Raw genomic sequence first — 18,827 nt, forward strand, 5'->3', positions numbered from 1 at the left:
TTAGTCAAACCTGGAAGCTTCTGGTTCAACAGACGCGCTGTCAGCCGATGCCCGGTTGGGCAACCCGATGCTTTCCCGGCGATAACTGCGCAGCCAGTCGCCGGACTTGCGCAAGCCACCGAACGGAAACAGGTGAAATCCGGCGATCGCTGCCGTCGCAGTTTTCGGCGCCGACTGCAGGCCGCGCATGACTTCATCCGGCCCGGTGTCGGTCAGGAGCCGGCCGAAACGGCCGATCTGGCTGCGCACCGCCCGCATCGAATGGCCGACGCCGCAGCGGAGCGCGAATTTCATCAGCGTGGCCGGCGTCGCCGGGCCGGCGAGCCCGACGATAACCGGAAGCTGGATGCGGCGCGCATCCAGCCCACCGATCCATCCGAGAATCGGCGCGGCCTCGAAGCAGAATTGCGTCATGACCTCGACCTGGATTTTTCGCTCGTGCCCCCACGCCTGCCACGCGTCGAGCACATCAAGCGCTTCGACCGTTTCCAGATAAGGATGGCCTTCGGGATGACCGGCAACGCTCAACCGCGCGATGCCGCGGGCCTCGAGCAATCCGCTGGCGCAGAGATCGAGGCTCGATTTGAAGGGCCCCCTGGCGATGGCGGTATCGCCTGCAATCAGCAGGATGCGCGTGACGTCAGCCTCGTCGCGCAGCCGCGCCAGAAAATCGTCGAGCGCCTCGCGCGAGGCCATTTCGCGCGCGGCGATGTGCGGAACCGGGTTGTAGCCGGCGCGGCGCAGTGCTGTGGCCGTCTCGACGTTGTGGCGATAATTGTCGCCGGGCAGAAAGGTGATGGTGACGTCCGTGCCGGGAGCGAAGTGATCGCGCAATTCGGCCAGCTGATGCCCGCGCGAGGAGACCTCGACCGAAGCGGACGACAGCAGCGCGGTGAGGTCGCGGGACGGAACCAGGTCGGCTGCGGTCACGGCTCCCTCCCCGGGGTCAGGCCTGGGCGCGGCGGCGCGAAATCACATAGGTTTCATCGTTGAACCACAGACCGCCGTGCTTCTTCAGCACCCGGTCGGTGGCTTCGAGGTAGCGGCCGTCGCGGACCACCTCCGACAGCCTGACATCCTCGATCTGCGCGACATAGATCGCGGCATTCCAGGCCGCGAACAGCGTCGAGGTGCCGATCGGGCCAGAGACCTCGTCGGGCAGCGTGTGCATGTGATAGCGGAAGATCGAGCGGGCGTCGGACGAGACGTTGAAATTATAGTGCCGTGCCGCCGCGCCGAGCTCGTGCTTGACCTGTCGCAGGATGGCGTGACGATCCGACGTGAAAGGATTGTCGCCGGGCCAGACCCCGTCGATGATCTCCATGCCGGGATCGCCGCCATGCGAATGGATGCCGATCAGCCGGCCCCCCGCCCGCAGCGACCGCACCAGCGGCGCCACCACTTTCGATGCCTTGAACTCGACACTGGCCCGCGCCCGGTAGGGCTGCGAGGCAATCACCAGATCGTAATCCGCCATCACCCGTCCCGGCCGTGGCATGATCGGATCGAGCAGGAAGGAATGATCCTCGCGCCGCAGTGTCAGGACGATCGGCCGCTGATAGACCGGGTTGCCGGTGGTCGGGCTGATCCCCGCGCGCCAGTTCTGCGCCAAAAACCCTTCGAGTTCGCCGATCTGCTCGGCAAAGCCCTGTGCGGTATTGCCTGACAGCGCTACATCCTTCCAGATCAGGCTTTGCGCCGCGGTCGCCGAGCGCGGCGTCAGCCACGGCGCTTCGGCATAATAGAGGTTGGTGATGACCAGTACGGTGGCGGGATGCTCGAACAGGCGGTCCGCCATCTTTTCCAGCATCAGGCGGACGTCCTCGTAACTGATTTCCTTGGCCACGACATACAGCGGCATGGTCGGGAAGCGGGCGTGCACCGCCCGCATCACCCGCGACAGCACGGTGCCGTCGCCTACTCCCGCATCGAAGATCCGCAGCGCCGGCGGCGCCGGCTGCAGGTTGCCGAGTTCGAGCGAAATCCGGCTGGCGACTTCAGTCTTCTCGCTGCAGGTCGAGACGAACAGCAGATATTTCTGGCGGTTGTCGAAGAACCGGAAGCCGGCAGGCGCTACGTCAGCGGCTGCACCGAAACCGTTGACCACCCTCGCCGGCGCCGACGGTTGGCCGGGCGCGGGCGGCAACGTGCTGCCGTGCTCGGACAAATAGGCGCGCACCTTGTCGAGGGTGCCGGTGGTGATCTTGGCGCCGTCGCGCAACCGCGACACCAGCTTGCCGTCATTGACGACCAGCCGCCCGAAGGTGGATTCCGCCGTGCGCGTGGCGCGGCAATAATCGCGGATTTCGCCCAGCACCTGATCGGCGGTGGCGTGTCCCGGATTTTCCTCGACCCGCATGGTTGATCTCCCGCGGTTTGATCCCTGCCTGCAATCAGGGGGCAACCGCTGGAATGCGTCAACCACAAACGGAGTGGGCAGGAACAGTGGGCGCACGCCCATGTCGCGCGCGCAAATGCCCGTTGCTGACCGCCTCGGCGAAGGCGATCCATTCAGACCGGAGCTTTCAATTCGCTGGAGCTCAGCTGCCGCTGGACGCAGCGCGGTCGATGAACAGGCTGCCCTTGGTCACGATCAGCTCGCCGGGCTTCAAATTGCCTTTGACTTCGACCAGGTCACCATTGGTGAGACCAATCCTGACCTGACGGAGTTCGATCGTCTTGTCCTCGTGCGCGACCCATACCCGGACCTGGTCGCCTTCGATGATCAGCGCCGTCTTGGGAACGCCGACCGACGGCACGTCGCCGGGCGCATAGATCGTCACGGTCGCGAACATCTCCGGCTTCAATAGTCCGCGGCTATTGTCCACGGTGGCGCGGACCAGCAGCCGGCGGGTGGCGGGATCGATCGCCGCCGCGACGTAATTGATACGGCCGGTCAGGACGCGACCGGGCAATGCCAGCACGTTGAAGCTCAGCTCCTGCCCCACCGCCACCGCGGACGCCTGGGTCTCCCGCACGAAGGCGGTGAGCCAGACGGAGGAGAGATCGCCGATCACGAACACCGGATCGCCGGCGCCGGAATTGACATATTGACCGGGGCCGATCTTGCGCTGCACCACCGTACCCGCGATCGGCGCCGATATCGTCGTTTCCGGATTGATGCGGCCATTCTGTTGGAAGGTCGCAATGGCCTCGTCGGTCAGACCAAGGATGCGCAACTTGTTGCGCGCGGCTTCCAGCGCCGTCTGCGTCGAGCGCAGATCGTTCTGCGCCTGGATCAGGGTGGCCTGGCTCTGCTGATAGTCTTTCAGCGGAACGGCCTTGCCCTCGAACAGATCCCTGGCGCGCTTGTCCTGCAGCAGCGCCAGATCATGCGCCGATCTCGCCTTGTTCGAGGCGGTCATGGCCGCAATGAAATCGTTCTGCGCCTGCACGTTGTCGGCGGCCTCGATCACGAACAGCGGCTGGCCCTGGGAGACGCTGTCGCCCGGCCGCGCCAGCAATTTGGTGACCCGGCCGGCATAGGGTGAAAACACCGGCGTCGAGCGGTCCTCGTCGACCGCGATCTTGCCTTCGGTGACATGCTCTTCGCGGAAGGCGCGCTCGGTCACCGGCTGGATCGTCAGGCTGGCCCATTCGGCCGGGGTCGGGGTGTAGCGCTGCAGCCCCTTGCGGGACTGGCTCGACACTTCGGAATGGCCGTGGCTTGCCCCACCATTATGCAGGACGCCAAACAAGGCGGCACCGGCCAGTGCCAGCAGGGCTGTGGCGACAGCCAGTCGTTGCCGGGTAAGCTTCTGCAATTGTTTAATAAAATATCGGAACATCAGGCTTGATCAACCGGTTGTGATTGCAGCGACAATTTGCCTCATAAGTATGCTAATAGTGCCCAACGCCTGTGACAAACAACCAAAAAATTGATCGGCATGGCGTGTTTGACGTAAAATTTTTTGAGAACTAGCCCCTCCCTGAGGGACGCGCCGGCCACTGCGGCGGGTGGCTGCCGAGCGGCATCGCCGGGCGGGCCCAGAACGCTGGCGTTTTCGACAGCAAGGCCGAATGGCTGACGGACCGCAACGGACCGAAGCCTGAGGACATCTCCTCCACGAACGGTTTGACTGCATCGCCTTTCAAATCCTCAGTCGCAAAACCGTCGGCGATGCGGCCGAGATTCCACAGCCATTGCCCGGTCCGCGCCAGCGATACCCGGACGTGCCAGCTGCCGCCTTCGCGTGCCTGACGCGCCCTGGCCATCATGGCGCCGAACGCCATCAGGTAGCCGGTGGCGTGGTCGAGCATTTGCGCCGGCAATTCCTTCGGACCCTCGACCCCGGCCGCCTCGCCTTCGGCATGATTGAAACCGGTCGCGGTCTGCACCAGCGAGTCGAAACCGCGGCGCCCGGCCCATGGCCCGGCGTGGCCATAGGCCGAAAGCGACACATAGACGATGCCGGGATTGATCTTCGCCGCGTCTTCCGGCGAGAAGCCGAGCGCGGCAATGGATTGCGGCCGATAGCCCTGCGCGAAAATATCCGCATCCGCCAGCAGGTCGCGCAGGACGCCCCGCCCCTGCTCGCTCTTGAGTTCGACAAAGCTCGTGAGCTTGCCGCGCCCGGTGTCGATGGTGAGCCAGGGAATGAACGGCAGGTCGGGACCGGAAATCAGCAGCACATCGGCGCCGTGCGCCGCCAGCGTGCGACCGGCGACGGGACCTGCGATTACCCGCGACAAATCGAGCACGCGCAGCCCTGCCAGCGGGCGATCGCCTGCAGGCCAGGATTTTGGCGCGGCATCGCCGATCTTTTCGATCGACACCAAAGGCTGTTCGGCCAGCGCGCTGGCATGGGGGTGCGCCAGCCATTCCTCGCGCGAACGCATCATCGCAACCACGCCGCCATTGGCATAGGCCGCGGTCTCGAACGCCTCGGCGTCCCACTGCAGCAACGCGGCCTGGACCTCGTCACGCTCGGCCTTGCAGTTCAGCACCTTGCAGACGGCATCGCGATGATGCGGAAAATTGGTATGCAGCCGCACGAAGCGCGCATCGCGGGTGTTGTAAATTCCTGCGATGGCGTCCCAGGCCATCGGCGAGCCCTTGCCGTCGACCCGCAGATAGCGCTCGCTGCGGCATTCGACGACGGCGTGCCGCATGTCGGCCGCGACGCCCTGGCTTTGCCCGCTGCGCAGTTGCCAGATCTGCGCGGCAGCAAGGCCAGTCGCGGCGATCGAAGCCTGCGCCGCGACGGCGACACGAAACGACGACGGCAATTGCGGCTCCTCGCTGCTCAACGTGACGACATCGAGCGCTGAAGGATCGCCGCCGGCGGACGTCCAGATGTCGGCGAGAATTTCGCGGGGAGTTTGCATGAGGGCTTCTCGTTTATCTCAGGCTGACATTCAAAGCGGATGAATGGCCGGGTCAAGCCCGGCCGTGACGAGGCACCGCTCTTTCAGCGTCATTGCGAGGAGCTCTTGTCCGCCGAAGCCCGCCTTCGGGCGAAGGCGGATGCGACGAAGCAATCCATTTCGCAGCGTAAAGAAAAGATGGATTGCTTCGTCGCAAGAGCTCCTCGCAATGACGATATCCGGACATGAGTATAATTCTCGCGGCGCGTTTCGCCCGAGGTTTGCCATTTACTTCCCGCCCTCTCCAATCAGAGGGCGCGGGGAGGCCGGGCGCCCGATGCGCCCGATAGCCGCGTGTGCAATGGGTAGTGGGTAGAACGCACACGCGTTAGTCAGGTCACACCGGAATCACCCGGCACTCCCCGCGCGATGGTTTACGCTTATACGTGGTCTCCCCGGCGATCGGCTTTCTTGCCACCGTCACCTGCGGGACTGACCGCAGGCTTGACACCAGCACCGAGATGTCAGGACAACACGACTTCGTCGTCCGCCTCAGGCGCCCTCGTCAGGAGCACCATCCGCGTCCACCGCATCCCCGCCCCGCGCTGGTGACGTTGCGCAACGCCCCTCCGGATTGGGACGGGATGGCTACGCTTATAGTCTGATTTTTATTTCTGGAAAACAGAAATATTTTTTCGCGAGGGGCTTGACATGACTTCTGTAAATCAGAAGTGATTTGCCCGTCGGTGGGGCTTGCTCACTTCGCCTCGCTCGCCTTCAGCTCCTCGGCGAGGGGACGAAGGGCTTGCGTCGCATTGTCGAGATGCTTCTGCCATTCCGCGCCGGGCATGAAGGCGAGGACGGGCTCGTCGCCGGGCGAGCTCTTGATGTACTCGGGATCGCGCAGGCTATCGGCAATGGCAGCTTCAAGCTTTTTGACGATGTCGTCGGCAACGCCCTTTGGTACGGCAAAGCCGCGTTCCGCCGTACTTGTGACCGCGGCGCCTGCTTCCTCTGCCGTCGGAACGTCGGCAAGAGACGGAAAGCGCTTCTTTGACAATATGGCGATGGCACGGAGTGGCCCCCTGTTGCCGCCGTGCAGCTCGGGCAATTCGCTGAGGCTGACCATTCCGACCTCCAGATGGCCGCCCAGGAGATCGGTTCGTTGCGCCGATGTCCCGCAATAGGAAATTTCGTTGGGCTGGACCTTGGCGGCGCCCGCCAGCATGCGGATCGCCAGATGGCCGTTGGTGCCCGCACCGTTGTGGCCGAACGTCACCGAGCCCGGCTTGCTGCGCAACTCGGCGTGAACGTCCGAAAGATTTTTGAATTTACTTTCCGCCTTCACCACGATCACGCCGGGATCGTCGACCACGCGGGCGACCAGGCGTATTTCATCCATGCTGTACTGGGTTTTTCGCGTCAGCGGCAGGAAGTTGTAGCCGGGCACGTTGACCACGCCCATCGTGTAGGCATCGGGCGCGGCGCGGGCAATCCCGGCGAACGCGATCTCGCCGCCGGCACCCGGCTTGTTCATCACCACGAACTTGGCCTTGCCGTCGAGCCTCTTTTCGACGAACGGCAGCAGCTTGCGCGCCATCACATCGGTTGCCCCGCCGGGAGCAAAGCCGATGATGACCTCGATCGGCTTGTCGTCGGGCCATGCCGCCCAGGCTGATCCGCAGGCTGCGATGCCGAATGCCGCTGCCAGTGCGAGGATTTTTTTGCGCATGACGATCCGCCCTGTTCTTTTTTTTGGCCGTTGGCGCCGCTTGAAGCAGCGCGACCGACAAGTTATGCGCATCTTGTAACTGCTCGGCTCGGCGGGTGGCAACCGGCGCCAGGGTTGAGCCCGTGCGCGTCGGCCGCATGACGGCTCTGATGAAAATTCCTTGACGCCGGCAGGATCCGTACATCTGCTCGCGGCGGGTATTCGCTACCGGGCGTCTTCCCGAGCGACGACAGAGTTTTTCGGGGCTGGTTGCGATCAGGGCGTCGCAATCAACCCCTTGTCTGCGGCAACGATCCAGCGATTACCCCAACGCACGATCGAGTCGATGCGCCCAACTCCGGGCACGTTGTCCCCAACCACTGCTGTCCGGCTGCCATCCGGTCCTTCGAGGACGACCGTGCCACCTCGAACATCACGAACTATCCAGCCCTCAATTGTCGTCGGTCGTGTCTCCGGGGTTGGCACCAGCGGCTCACGAGGCGCAATCGAGCCAGTGGGCAGACTGGTATCCGGTGGCAAAGCTTCGGTTGTCGTTCTTGGTATCGCACCCGACGATAAACTCGGAGGTTTGGTCCCGGTACCGAGCGCCGTTTGCTTTCGACCACTTTCGGCCTTATTGGCCGGCTTCATTTCGGTTCGACGGATGGAATGATCTTTTTGAGCTGACGGGGCCGATGCGACGACCACTGGAGAATCGTACCAGCTTGAGCTGCTGGCCCATCCCAATCCGAACCCAACGACGAGTGCGCCCGCTGCAAGCCAAACAACGCGGGCCCGATCGACACCCGGGTTCAGCAATTGCAAAGCTTCTTCCCGGATGGGGCTGAGGTAATCCGAGGGGTCCATGCTCGCGGGTGGCGACGGCAGCTGGTTGTTGGTCACGTCTCCACCCCAATACCTTCAAAAATGATTGGCTGTTGGACCTGCATGACGGACCTTCCCTGGCCAATGATCATGCGTAGAACTGAACGAATTCTTAAGAATGCCGGTGAGCTCACGCCCCTCAATGAAAATCGCGCGACGGCGGCAGGATCCGCACGTTGCGCGGATGACGGATTTTCTGGGCGGGATTGTCCGGATGCTCGCGGCGGTCGTCGTTGAGCGGTTCGATCAGCGCGGGACCGGCCGGCACGGCATGCTTGCGGCCGAGCGCGTCGTTGGCGAGGCCGACCAGATCGTGCGAGCGGTCGGTGAGGCGTTGCGCGACCAGGTGCGTCACCTGTTCGGGGCTGCTCTGGATGTAGCCCTCGACCAGAAGCAGCCGCGCGCCCATCACTTCCTTGCGGAATTGTTCCATCACCTGCGGCCACACCACGATATTGGCGATGCCGGTTTCGTCCTCCAGCGTCATGAACACCACGCCCCTGGCGCTGCCCGGACGCTGCCGCACCAGCACCACGCCGGCGCAGCGGACACGCTTTCTGTCGTTGGCGTGACAGATGTCCCTGCAGGCGACGACACGCTCCCCAGTGAACATCGGCCGCAGAAACTCCATCGGATGGCCCTTCAGCGACAGCCGAATGGTCTGGTAATCGGCGACCACCTGTTCCGGCAGCGGCATCTCCGGCAGCGGCCGCGCGTTCTCGTCCGGCTGCTCGCGCGCGGTGGCGATTTCGAACAGCGGCAGCGCCACGTCGTCGGGCAGCCGCCGCACCGCCCACAACGCGGCGCGGCGATCGAGCCCGATGGAGCGGAACGCATCGGCATCCGCCAGCTGGATCAGCGCGCGCTTGGGCAGGCCGGTATCGCGGGCGAAATCCTCCAGCGAGGTGAAGGGACGGCGCGCTCGCGCGGCGACGATGCGGTCGGCCCAGTCGTCGACATCACCTCTCCCCGCAGGCGGGGAGAGGTGAATTGGGCTCGCATGCGGTACCCTTCGCGACGACGCCTGCATCCGCTTCAGCCTCTCCTCGTCCGCATCAGCCCATTTGAAGCCGTCGATCTGGCGGAAGCCGAGGCGCACGGCGCAATACTTGCCGCTCCCCTGCTCCAGCGTATTCTGGGCATGGCTGAACGAGACGTCGACCTCGCGCACCTCGACGCCGTTGGCGCGGGCATCGCCGACGATCTGCGCCGGGGCGTAAAAACCCATCGGCTGCGAGTTCAACAAGCCGCAGCAGAAAGCATCGGGATGGAAATGCTTCAGCCATGACGAGATGTAGACCAGTTGGGCAAAACTCGCGGCATGGCTTTCCGGGAAACCGTAACTGCCAAAACCCTTGATCTGATTAAAACAGTTTCTCGCGAATTCGGGATCGTAGCCGCGCCGGATCATGTTGCCGGTCATCTTCTCTTCGAAATTTCCGATCGTGCCGACATTGCGAAACGTCGCCATCGCACGACGCAGTCCGTTCGCTTCTTCTGAACTAAATCCCGCCGCCTCGATCGCGATCCGCATCGCCTGCTCCTGAAACAGGGGGACGCCGAGCGTCTTGTGCAGGACCTTGTAGAGTTCGTCAGGAGATCCGTGCTCGGGCGACGGCGAAGGATAATTCTCTTTCTCGATGCCGTTCCGCCGCCTGAGATAGGGATGCACCATGTCACCCTGGATCGGACCTGGACGGACGATCGCCACCTCGATAACGAGGTCATAGAATTTTCGCGGCTTCAGCCGCGGCAGCATGTTCATCTGGGCGCGGCTTTCGACCTGGAATACGCCGAGCGACTCGCCGCGGCACAGCATGTCGTAGACCTCGGGGACATCCTGCGGAACTGACGCGAGTTGCCAGCGCTCGCCCTTGTGATCGGCGATCAGGTCAAAACATTTGCGGATGCAGGTCAGCATACCCAGCGCCAGCACGTCGACCTTCATCATTTTCAGGGCGTCGACGTCGTCCTTGTCCCATTCGATGAAAGTGCGGTCATCCATCGCGGCGTTGCCGATCGGCACATAGGAGTCGAGCCGGTCCTGCGTCAGCACATAGCCGCCGACATGCTGGGAGAGGTGCCGCGGAAATTCGATCAACTCGCCGGCGAGTTCGACCGCGAGGCCGACCATGGGATTGTGCGGATCGAGCCCGGCCTGCCGCACCTGCATCTCGTTGAGGCCCTTGCCCCAACTGCCCCACACGGTATCGGCCAGCGCTGCGGTGACGTCTTCGGTCAGCCCCAGTGCCTTGCCGACGTCGCGGATCGCGCTGCGCGGGCGATAGTGAATGACGGTGGCAATGATCGCGGCGCGGTGGCGGCCATAGCGGCGGTAGACATACTGCATCACCTCCTCGCGCCGCGAATGCTCGAAATCGACATCGATATCGGGCGGCTCCAGCCGTTCCTTGGAAATGAACCGTTCGAACAGCAGGTCGACCTTGGTCGGGTCGACCGAGGTGACGCCGAGCACGTAGCAGACCGCCGAGTTCGCCGCCGATCCCCGGCCCTGGCAGAGGATGTTTACGCTGCGCGCATAACGGACGATGTCGTGCACGGTGAGGAAATAATGCGCGTAGTTCAGCTCGGCGATGAGGTCGAGCTCCTTGCGCAAGGTGGCGCGGAGCGTGTCGTCGAACTCGCCGACAAAATATTGTTGGACGCCGGCCCAGGTCAGGTCTTCCAGATGCTGCTGCGCGGTCTTGCCCGGCGGCACCGGCTCGTCGGGATACTGGTATTTGAGCTGGTCGAGCGAAAAATCGATGCGGTTCGCAAACCGCATGGTTTCCGCCAGCGCCTCCGGCACGTCGCGAAACAGCCGCGCCATTTCGTGGGCCGGCTTGAGATAGCGCTCCGCATTGGCTTCAAGGCGCTTGCCGATGGTGTCGATGGTGGTCTTCTCGCGAATGCAGGTCAAAACATCCTGCAGCGGGCGGCGGGCGGGATGGTGATACAGCACCTCGTTGGTCGCGAGCAGCGGCACGCGGGCGGTGGCCGCGATCCGCTGCAGCCGCGCCAGCCGGCGTCTGTCATCGCCGCGATACAGCAGGCTGGCCGCCAGCCACACGCCATCGGCGCCGCTGCGCCGCAGCTGGTCGAGAATTTCAAGGGTTTGTTCCGGCTCGAAGCGGTGCGGCAGCGTCAGGACCAGCAATTGCCCTTCGGCGAATTCGAGCAGATCGTCGAGACCGAGGCGGCATTCGCCCTTTTCGGTCTTGTCGGCATCGTCGCCGCGCTTGCCGCGGGTCAGCAACTGGCAGAGCCGGCCGTACGCGGCGCGGTCGCGCGGATAGGCCAGGATATCAGGGGTGCCGTCGATGAAGACGAGGCGTGAACCGATCAGCAGTTTTGGTTTGCAGGTGAGCTCAGGATTTTCCAGTTCCTTGTAGGCCCGCACCACGCCGGCCAACGTGTTGCGATCGGCCAGGCCGATGGCGGCAAGCCCGAGGTCGCTGGCCTCCCGCACATATTCCTGCGGATGCGATCCACCGCGCAGGAACGAGAAATTCGTGGTGATTCCGATTTCGGCGTAAGCCATGCCGTCAGGGCCCTTCATGCGAACAGCCCGTGCACGAACCAGTTCGGTTGCACGATCTCACCCTCGCGCTGCGCGATCTCGCGGTCATACAAACCGTCGCGGTACAGCCAGAACCGCAAACCTGTTTCGTCCTCGACGCGAAAATAATCGCGAGTCAGCATTTCCTCTCGCGATCGCCACCATTCCATGGCGACGCGCTCCGGACCCTCGACGCGCACCACCGTATGGGACGCCCGCCGCCACTGAAACCACGCCGGCGGCCCATCCGGCACTTCCGCGATCACCTTGATCGGTTCCGGCCGCGCGAACAGCCGCAGCGGCCGCAACGGCGGTTCGCTCTCTTCCCGCTCCGGCCAGTCCGCAACTTGAGCCGCCGCCAGATGATGCTGCGCCGGCGCCGCCATCACCGCGCGTTCCGGAATATGGGTGTCCTGCGGCAGGTGCACGACCACGCGCGGCCCGCCGATCCGCGCGGCGATGCGGTCGATCAGGGCCGCCAACTCGTCATTGTCGTGCACATTGGCATCGAGATCGCGCTGCTGCTGCACCACGATCTCGACGCGGCTGGCCGACAGGCGAATGAGATCGAAGCCGAAACCGGGATCGAGCGGATCGCTCAACGCATCGAGCCGCTCGCGAAACAGCCGGTCGATCACCTCGGGCCTGGTCACGGGTTGCCCGGTATCGACCGCAATCGCGCGCACCGCGCCGTCGGTGCGGAAGAACTGGGCTTGCAGCCGCCGCGCGCCCTTGCCCTGCCGGTCCATCGCCGCGACCAGCATTGCCGCCAGCCGCGACAAGGTCGCCGAGATCACGGCTTCGGTGGCGACCGGTTCGGCAAACCGCTTTTCGACGATGTAATCCGGCAGCGGTTTTAACGGGCTGATCGGCGCATCGCCCTGCCCCAGCGCCTGCTCCAGCAAGGTGGTAAAATCATCGCCGAACCGCGCCGTGATTTCGTGGCGCGCGCGCGAGGCCACGTCGCCGATGGTTTTCAGCCCGGCGCGGCGCAGGCCGCGGGTGATGGCTTCATCGGCGCCGAGCGCAAACACCGGCAACGATTTTATCGCCTCGGCCTCGCCGCCATCGGCCACGATGCGGCCGGAGACATGACGCGTCATGGTGCGGGCGCAGATCGATGTGCCCGCGATCGCGGCGCTGACGGCAAAACCCTGCCGGGTCAGCGATCCGCACACCATCTGCATCAGCGCGGCCTCGCCGCCGAACAGATGGGCGCAGCCGGTGATATCGAGAAACAGGCCATGCGGGGGATCCAGCGCCACCAGCGGGGTGAAGCGGTCGCACCAGGCGGCGATGTCGCCCAGCGCCTTGGCGTCCGCCGCCTCGTCGGCATCGAACACTTTTAACTGCGGACAGATGGCGCGGGCATTGGCGAGCGGCAGGCCGATCGACAAGCCGAGACGTGCTGCGGCGTCATCGAGCGCGAAAATCTGCAGCGCATTGTTCTGCCTGGCGACGACGATGCTGGGCTCTTGTTTCACCTCCCCCGCTTGCGGGGGAGGTCGTATCGCATCGATAGATGCGATACGGGTGGGGGAAACTTGAACGGTTTGACTCGCGGCGGCACCCCCACCCCGGCCCTCCCCCGCAAGCGGGAGAGGGAGCGCACTGTCCGTGTCGTTAGCCGGCCCGTCGTTGTCGCGGTAAATTTGGCGCTTGATGCGGTCGATGGGCAGGCGCGGCAGCCACAGACTGAGAATACGCCGACGGTTTCGCGAAAAGGCACTCATCACATTTCCATTCCATGATCCACCGGCCAACCGGGCCATGACGATTGCGGACGAGTTGCGCGTCGAGCACCGGCGCGCCCCACGCGCTCCCGGCTGAGGCGGGCGGCGAATGCGCCGCGCGCACGATCCATCGGGTCTCCGCCGTCGAGGGCTGCGGCTGCGCCGCCACCCGCAGCAATAGTCCGGTGACGCCGGAGGCCTGCGCCGCCAGCGTCAGCTTGCGGCTGGCGACGAGATCGAACTGCCGGGCTTCGCCCCAGACTTCCAGCACCACCGCGCCAAGCGCATCGCAGGCCAGCGCGTCGGCGGCGGTGCGCAATGCGGCGTCGACATCGGCAGCGCGCACCGTGACCACGCAGCGCGGATCGAGCCCGAGTTCGGCAAGGCCAGCCATCGACAGCGCGCCGGATTCGATCTCGGCAAAATCCTGCCGGATCCACACCAGCGGCCGCCGTGCCGCCGCGCGCCCCGCCAACCCCGCGATGAATCCGGTTGCCACGGCGCTCTGCCGTCCCTCGGCAAACACCTCGTGCATAGCGGCCAGCGCGAGGCCGCCCTGCAGCGTCGCATCGGCCTCCGCATGCCCAAGCGCCACGCGCAAAGGGACTGTCGCGTCCGCCTGCGCCTCGATGCGCTCGATGCTGCCGCGCATCTTTGCAAGCGTGTTCGTGCGTGCGCCGGTCATGCGCCGCTCCTCGGGGGTGTTGGGCCGTCACAGGTCTTTGTTGAACCCGCGACCAACCCATTTGTTCATGATATGTTCTAATATAAAGCTAATAGGGCCAAGAGAGTCAATCAGGATCGGAGGGAGTGATTTTCATGAGCAATCCCAATGGGATCGAAGGAGCCCGAAATGGCTCGCAGCCGCCGGGCCGCGCTTTCGCTTCGCGCGTTGCCTGGATCAGTCCCGAACGGCAAACTGCGGTCATGGACATTCAAGCCACGGAAATTCAAGCCGCGACCCCATCGGACATCCCGGCCATCATGCTTGTGGAACGCATGGAAGGCTATGCGCGCCTGGTCGGCAGATGGGATGCCGAGCGGCACGCCACTGAAATCGAAAACCCGTCTTGCAGGTATCTGCTGACACGAGATGAAACAGACGTCGCCGGATTCGCTATTTTGCAGGGCGTCGGAAGTGTCAACCAACGCCTTCGGCTGAAGCGCATCGCCGTGCGAAACGCCGGGCACGGAATCGGATCAAACTTCCTGCGATCGGTCCTGCGAGTTTGTTTCGACGAATTGGCTGCTCATCGCGTCGAACTCCTTGTGTTCGAGGACAATGAGCGGGCCTACCGAGCTTACGTGAAAACCGGCTTCGTCGAGGAAGGCCTCGTTCGCGACCTACACCGGGATGCCGATGGCAACTTTCGATCCATGCGTCTGATGTCCCTGCTCAGACCGGAATGGGTGGCGCGCCCGTAGGCTCGGCGCGCGCGGCGTAGCCATGCATCCCATTCACACAGATAGTCAGCACAAGGATTTGACATTCCATCTCACAACCTTTAATTGTGAGACTACTGTGCCGTCTCGAGTCCGGCGCGCTGCGTAGCGACCCTAGCCCCGGACGCCGCGCAGCGTGCCGGTCTTGCGGCACGAGACCCGGGTCCCATTCTGTTTATCCAGTGAAGCGTTTCCGGCTCCGCCGGCGTATGCCCGTCCTTGTGTCCGGACGCGGCGGGGCTGCGGCCAGGCCGGCGTCCAGCGGTTTCGCAACGATAATCCAACCTTCAGATCCCGGCGTCCCCGATTTCGCATGAGCGGAAAATGGTGAAAGCCTGCGCAGGAAATGCAGGCCTTTGCCCTTCTTGCCTCGTCGTGGCGTGCGAAGTGAAGCAATCCGTCGCACAACCTGCCGAGACATTGATTGCCTCCCTTCACGCTGACTTCACGGCCGGACTCTTCCGAACGCCTCCGGCCAGTCACCTGGACCATTTGGCTCGCCTGGGTGCTCGTCGCCGCGCTCGGTCCGGTCCTCTGCTCCATTTCTGCAACGGCCTTCGGCAAGCAAATATCGCGGGACGCCGAGCACCCGACGCTGATCGCGATCGGGCTTGTAGCCATCGTGCCTCTCGCATTGTTGGCTCCGCCGATCATGCAGGGGCTCGTGCTCCGGCGCATCATGCCGAAGCTCAACGTCGCCTTCTGGTTCCTGGGTATCCTGCTGTCCGGCATCGTGTGGCTCGTGCTGACGCAGAAGCTGCCGATCGAAGGGGGCTTCGGAACGCAATTGCGGCTTCAAAACGCCGCGCGGTTTGAGCGCCTGGCTGGCACGTTGAACGCAGCGGCAATCCTCCGCCTGCCATGGGGTCCGTTTCTACTCTCGACGTTCGCGACCAGCACACTCATCTCGATCGTACCCGCATGGATGCTCGGCGCGGCATCCGGGATGCGGCGAGCGACGTTACTGTTCCTCGTTGCCGCTATCGCCGGCGCATGCGTATCGGGCATCGTCGAACAGATCTATCTCATGACCGTCGATAACAGGCCGATCCGTGATTGGGCCCTCAACGGCATGTCATGGACCCAACGTTTTCAGATCCTCACCGTCCGCGGTGGCGTCGGCGCCGTCTGGGGTGCGACCACTGCAATCGTCGTGGTGCTGATGATACGGCCATTGGAAAACACTTCGGCCACAGCGAATTTCGTTCTCCATGATGCGACGGACTTGAAATTGATGCTGATCGCCCCGTTGCTGATTGCCGTGCTGGCGCCATTTGCCGGCTACCTTGCGGGACCGAACGGGGTCGTCGGCAGCGCGCCGGAACTGCGCAAGGCCCTATCGCTTCCGCAGGATCGCTCGCAGGGCGAGGTCGTTCTCGCCTATTCGCACAACATCGCGATTTCCGTCGGCCACGCGCCCACGGCCGTGATCGCGCCCGATGGACAGACGGCGATTGTTCGCGCCGTCGATCACACATTGATGCAGGTGGAGCTGGCGACCGGCCGCGACTTGCAGCAACTTGCCAGCGCGCTCGGTCCGACGGAAAGGTATTCCATCGCGTGGAGCCCGAACGGCCGCTATCTCGCGCTTCGCAGCAATGGCGCTGACGTCGCGGTGCCGGGCACGCCGTACCGGCGAAACCAGAATCGCGTTCGGCTCTATCTGCTGCCGGACCTGAAACTGGCTGGAGAGTTCTCAGGCCGCGAAACCGCCTGCCTGGATACGTACGCCCGCGAACCGATGCTGTTCTCCCGCGACAGCAACAGCCTATGGATGGCATGCGGCCAGTCTGGCGCGCCCAAACCCGACGACGTGATGGCCGTTCGGCTTGACGTGCTGACGATCAAGCCATTCGATATCCGGAGCTACGGGGCGGTCGCGGCGAACGGCCAGACCGGAGGGCTCGACCGAATCGGCGATAGCGTGTGGGCTTGGCAGTTCGGTCCCCGCGGCGAGGCATTCCGGATTCATGATCTGACTAATGATCGCGACATCGTCATGGTCGCAATGCCCAAACCGCTGATCGGGAGCCTCACGGCGCAGACCGGCCAGGTCCAGATCGATGACAGAACCATCCGGCTGAATTTTTGTGGCGTTCCGCCGGGCGCACTGGCTAACGCCAAGCCCTCATCCTGGATATGCCGGACGCTGACCTTCGATACGCTGACCGGAGCCCTGATCGGCAGTATCGACCAAGGCGATCACCGCGCTCCAAATCCGCAGATCAATACGCCGCAGCAAGCATTGTCGGGACACGGTCTGCGTATCGAGGCGTTCTGGCGGAAAGACAGCAAGACAGGCGAACTCGTCGTGCGCGACAGCGTCACTGGCCGCGAGCGGCAGCGGATCATTTCCATCGCGCAGCGACTGCTGCAAATGTCAGCCGATGGCCGCTGGCTCCTGACCGCCGCAATCGATGGAGGCGATCTGAGGCTGTACCGTGTCCAGCCCTGACGGGGGCCGGGTTCGGACGATCTCGCCTCACGCCGCCAGCGTGTTCTCCACCAGTTTGATCCAGTACGAGGTGCCGAACACGATCGCCTCGTCGTTAAAATTGTAGGCGGGATGGTGCAGCCCGGCGCTGTCGCCGTTGCCGCAGAAGATGAACGCGCCGGGACGCGCCTCCAGCATATAGGCGAAATCCTCCGCGCCCATCAGCGGCGGCATGTCGTGAACATTGGCGTCGCCGGCAACTTCCTTCGCCACCTGGGTGGCGAAATCGGTCTGCGAGGCATGGTTGACCACCACGGGATAGCCGCGCTCGTACACCAGGTCGATCCTGGCGCCGGTCATCTGCGCCACGCCGGCGACGACCTCGCGCACCCGCTTCTCGACCAGTTTCCTGACCTCGTCGGTCAGGGTGCGAACGGTGCCCCTGAGTTCGGCGGTTTGCGGGATCACGTTGCGCGCGTTGCCGGCGTGGAACTCGCACATCGAAATCACGGCGGATTCCAGGGGATCGACGGTGCGCGAGACGATCGACTGCAGCGCGGTGATCAGCTGCGCGCCGACCAGAACCGAATCGATGCACATATGCGGCCGCGCGGCGTGGCCGCCGAGCCCCTCGATCTTGATATCGATCGCATCGGTCGCCGCCATGATCGGACCCGGCCGGATCGCGAACGAACCGATCGGGATTCCCGGCCCATTATGCATGCCATAGACCTGATCGATGGCGAAGCGGTCCATCAAGCCGTCCTTGATCATCGCGGCGGCGCCTGCGCCGCCCTCCTCCGCCGGCTGGAAGATCACCACCGCATCGCCGGCGAAATTCCGGGTCTCGGCGAGATAGCGGGCCGCGCCCAGCAGCATCGCGGTATGCCCGTCATGGCCGCAGGCATGCATCTTGCCCGGAACCTTGGAGGCATAGGGCAGATTGGTCTCTTCCTCGATCGGCAGCGCATCCATGTCGGCGCGCAGCCCGATCACCTTGACCTCGGCATTGCCGGCGGGTTTGCGGCCCCTGATGACGCCGACCACGCCGGTGCGACCGAGGCCGGTCGCCACCTCGTCGCAGCCGAATTCCCGCAAGCGGTCCGCCACGAATGCCGCAGTGCGGTGCACGTCGTACAGCAATTCGGGATTTTCGTGGATATCGCGGCGCCAGGCCTGAATATCGGGTTGCAGATCGGCGACGCGGTTGACGATGGGCATGAGGGGTCTCGGTTGGGGGTTTGAGCGATTTGCCCCTGTCTAGCATGCAAGCGGCGGTCCACCCAACAGCCCCCGGCGATTGACAAAGGCCGTCATGGCCGGGCTTGTCCCGGCCAACCACGTCTGACTATTTAGCGGGAAAGACGTGGCTGCCCGGGACAAGCCCGGGAATGACGGCTGTGGGATCGGGCGGAAACCAAACAAAATGCCTGGGCGGATTGAAGGTGATTTCGACTACATCGTCGTCGGCGCGGGCACCGCCGGCTGCATCGTCGCCAACCGGCTGTCGGCCGATCCGAACAACCGCGTGTTGATCCTGGAGGCCGGCGGCAACGACAACTGGATCTGGTTTCACATCCCGGTCGGCTATCTCTTCGCGATCGGCAATCCCCGCTCGGACTGGATGTTCCGGACCGAGCCGGAAGCCGGTCTCAACGGCCGCGCGCTGGCCTATCCGCGCGGCAAGGTGATCGGCGGCTCCTCCGCGATCAACGCCATGATCTCGATGCGCGGACAGGCCGCCGACTACGATCA

Annotated in this window: 13 protein-coding genes; 3 read left to right on the forward strand and 10 right to left on the reverse strand. The window is 64.0% G+C overall.

The genetic code is table 11. From position 1 onward, the window contains the following. The 9 genes from Q7T45_RS26580 to Q7T45_RS26620 all read right to left on the reverse strand — a co-directional run bounded on the left by Q7T45_RS26580 (window position 1) and on the right by Q7T45_RS26620 (window position 13,880). The gene (locus Q7T45_RS26580) at window positions 1–930 is read right to left on the reverse strand and encodes a hypothetical protein (RefSeq protein WP_304874937.1); all 930 of its coding nucleotides are present in this window, start codon (window positions 928–930) and stop codon (window positions 1–3) included. Window positions 931–946: 16 nt separating this feature from the next. Beyond that, complete coding sequence (locus tag Q7T45_RS26585; RefSeq protein WP_304874938.1) at window positions 947–2,359, reverse strand: hypothetical protein; 1,413 nt, start codon at window positions 2,357–2,359, stop codon at window positions 947–949. A gap of 181 nt (window positions 2,360–2,540) precedes the next feature. Continuing rightward, the gene (locus Q7T45_RS26590; protein WP_304874939.1) at window positions 2,541–3,788 is read right to left on the reverse strand and encodes an efflux RND transporter periplasmic adaptor subunit; all 1,248 of its coding nucleotides are present in this window, start codon (window positions 3,786–3,788) and stop codon (window positions 2,541–2,543) included. Window positions 3,789–3,918: 130 nt separating this feature from the next. After that, on the reverse strand, window positions 3,919–5,328 hold the full coding sequence (locus Q7T45_RS26595; RefSeq protein WP_304874941.1) for a CoA transferase: 1,410 nt from the start codon (window positions 5,326–5,328) through the stop codon (window positions 3,919–3,921). Window positions 5,329–6,064: 736 nt separating this feature from the next. Beyond that, window positions 6,065–7,039, reverse strand: a complete 975-nt coding sequence (locus Q7T45_RS26600; RefSeq protein WP_304874942.1) for a tripartite tricarboxylate transporter substrate binding protein — start codon at window positions 7,037–7,039, stop codon at window positions 6,065–6,067. A 255-nt stretch (window positions 7,040–7,294) separates the two neighbouring features. After that, window positions 7,295–7,921 carry a hypothetical protein gene (locus Q7T45_RS26605; RefSeq protein ID WP_304874943.1) on the reverse strand — a complete coding sequence of 209 codons (627 nt, stop codon included), beginning with the start codon at window positions 7,919–7,921 and terminating at the stop codon, window positions 7,295–7,297. A 121-nt stretch (window positions 7,922–8,042) separates the two neighbouring features. Beyond that, complete coding sequence (locus Q7T45_RS26610) at window positions 8,043–11,462, reverse strand: error-prone DNA polymerase (RefSeq protein ID WP_304874945.1); 3,420 nt, start codon at window positions 11,460–11,462, stop codon at window positions 8,043–8,045. Next, window positions 11,459–13,195 (reverse strand): DNA polymerase Y family protein, encoded by a 1,737-nt coding sequence (locus tag Q7T45_RS26615; RefSeq protein ID WP_370691369.1) that lies wholly within the window; start codon window positions 13,193–13,195, stop codon window positions 11,459–11,461. The genes Q7T45_RS26610 and Q7T45_RS26615 overlap by 4 nt, the downstream gene beginning before the upstream one ends. Next, entirely contained in the window at window positions 13,086–13,880 is a 795-nt protein-coding gene (locus Q7T45_RS26620) for an ImuA family protein (protein WP_304874947.1), read from the reverse strand. The genes Q7T45_RS26615 and Q7T45_RS26620 overlap by 110 nt, the downstream gene beginning before the upstream one ends. 134 nt (window positions 13,881–14,014) lie before the next feature. Here Q7T45_RS26620 and Q7T45_RS26625 point away from each other — a divergent pair, with 134 nt between their 5' ends. Then, window positions 14,015–14,620: a GNAT family N-acetyltransferase gene (locus Q7T45_RS26625; RefSeq protein ID WP_304874948.1), complete on the forward strand. Its 606-nt coding sequence runs from the start codon at window positions 14,015–14,017 to the stop codon at window positions 14,618–14,620. Window positions 14,621–15,062: 442 nt separating this feature from the next. Continuing rightward, window positions 15,063–17,093, forward strand: a complete 2,031-nt coding sequence (locus Q7T45_RS26630) for a hypothetical protein (RefSeq protein ID WP_304874950.1) — start codon at window positions 15,063–15,065, stop codon at window positions 17,091–17,093. Between the two features lie 27 nt (window positions 17,094–17,120). Here the strand turns inward: Q7T45_RS26630 and Q7T45_RS26635 are convergent, their stop codons facing one another. Next, window positions 17,121–18,293, reverse strand: coding sequence for a M20 aminoacylase family protein (locus tag Q7T45_RS26635; RefSeq protein ID WP_304874952.1), 1,173 nt, complete (start codon window positions 18,291–18,293; stop codon window positions 17,121–17,123). A 205-nt stretch (window positions 18,294–18,498) separates the two neighbouring features. On the opposite strand from Q7T45_RS26635, the gene Q7T45_RS26640 reads away from it, so the two are divergent. Further along, window positions 18,499–18,827: GMC family oxidoreductase N-terminal domain-containing protein (locus Q7T45_RS26640; protein ID WP_304874954.1), on the forward strand; the 329-nt coding region annotated here is incomplete at its 3' end.

This window comes from Bradyrhizobium sp., assembly GCF_030646015.1.
In the GTDB taxonomy this organism is placed as follows: Bacteria; Pseudomonadota; Alphaproteobacteria; order Rhizobiales; family Xanthobacteraceae; genus Bradyrhizobium.

Excerpts from the sequence above, each read along its gene's own strand:
- Q7T45_RS26585 (WP_304874938.1), bottom strand. The coding sequence starts at position 2,359 with ATGCGGGTCGAGGAAAATCCGGGACACGCCACCGCCGATCAGGTGCTG.
- Q7T45_RS26590 (WP_304874939.1), bottom strand. The coding sequence starts at position 3,788 with ATGTTCCGATATTTTATTAAACAATTGCAGAAGCTTACCCGGCAACGA.
- Q7T45_RS26595 (WP_304874941.1), bottom strand. The coding sequence starts at position 5,328 with ATGCAAACTCCCCGCGAAATTCTCGCCGACATCTGGACGTCCGCCGGC.
- Q7T45_RS26600 (WP_304874942.1), bottom strand. The coding sequence starts at position 7,039 with ATGCGCAAAAAAATCCTCGCACTGGCAGCGGCATTCGGCATCGCAGCC.
- Q7T45_RS26610 (WP_304874945.1), bottom strand. The coding sequence starts at position 11,462 with ATGAAGGGCCCTGACGGCATGGCTTACGCCGAAATCGGAATCACCACG.
- Q7T45_RS26615 (WP_370691369.1), bottom strand. The coding sequence starts at position 13,195 with ATGAGTGCCTTTTCGCGAAACCGTCGGCGTATTCTCAGTCTGTGGCTG.
- Q7T45_RS26620 (WP_304874947.1), bottom strand. The coding sequence starts at position 13,880 with ATGACCGGCGCACGCACGAACACGCTTGCAAAGATGCGCGGCAGCATC.
- Q7T45_RS26625 (WP_304874948.1), top strand. The coding sequence starts at position 14,015 with ATGAGCAATCCCAATGGGATCGAAGGAGCCCGAAATGGCTCGCAGCCG.
- Q7T45_RS26635 (WP_304874952.1), bottom strand. The coding sequence starts at position 18,293 with ATGCCCATCGTCAACCGCGTCGCCGATCTGCAACCCGATATTCAGGCC.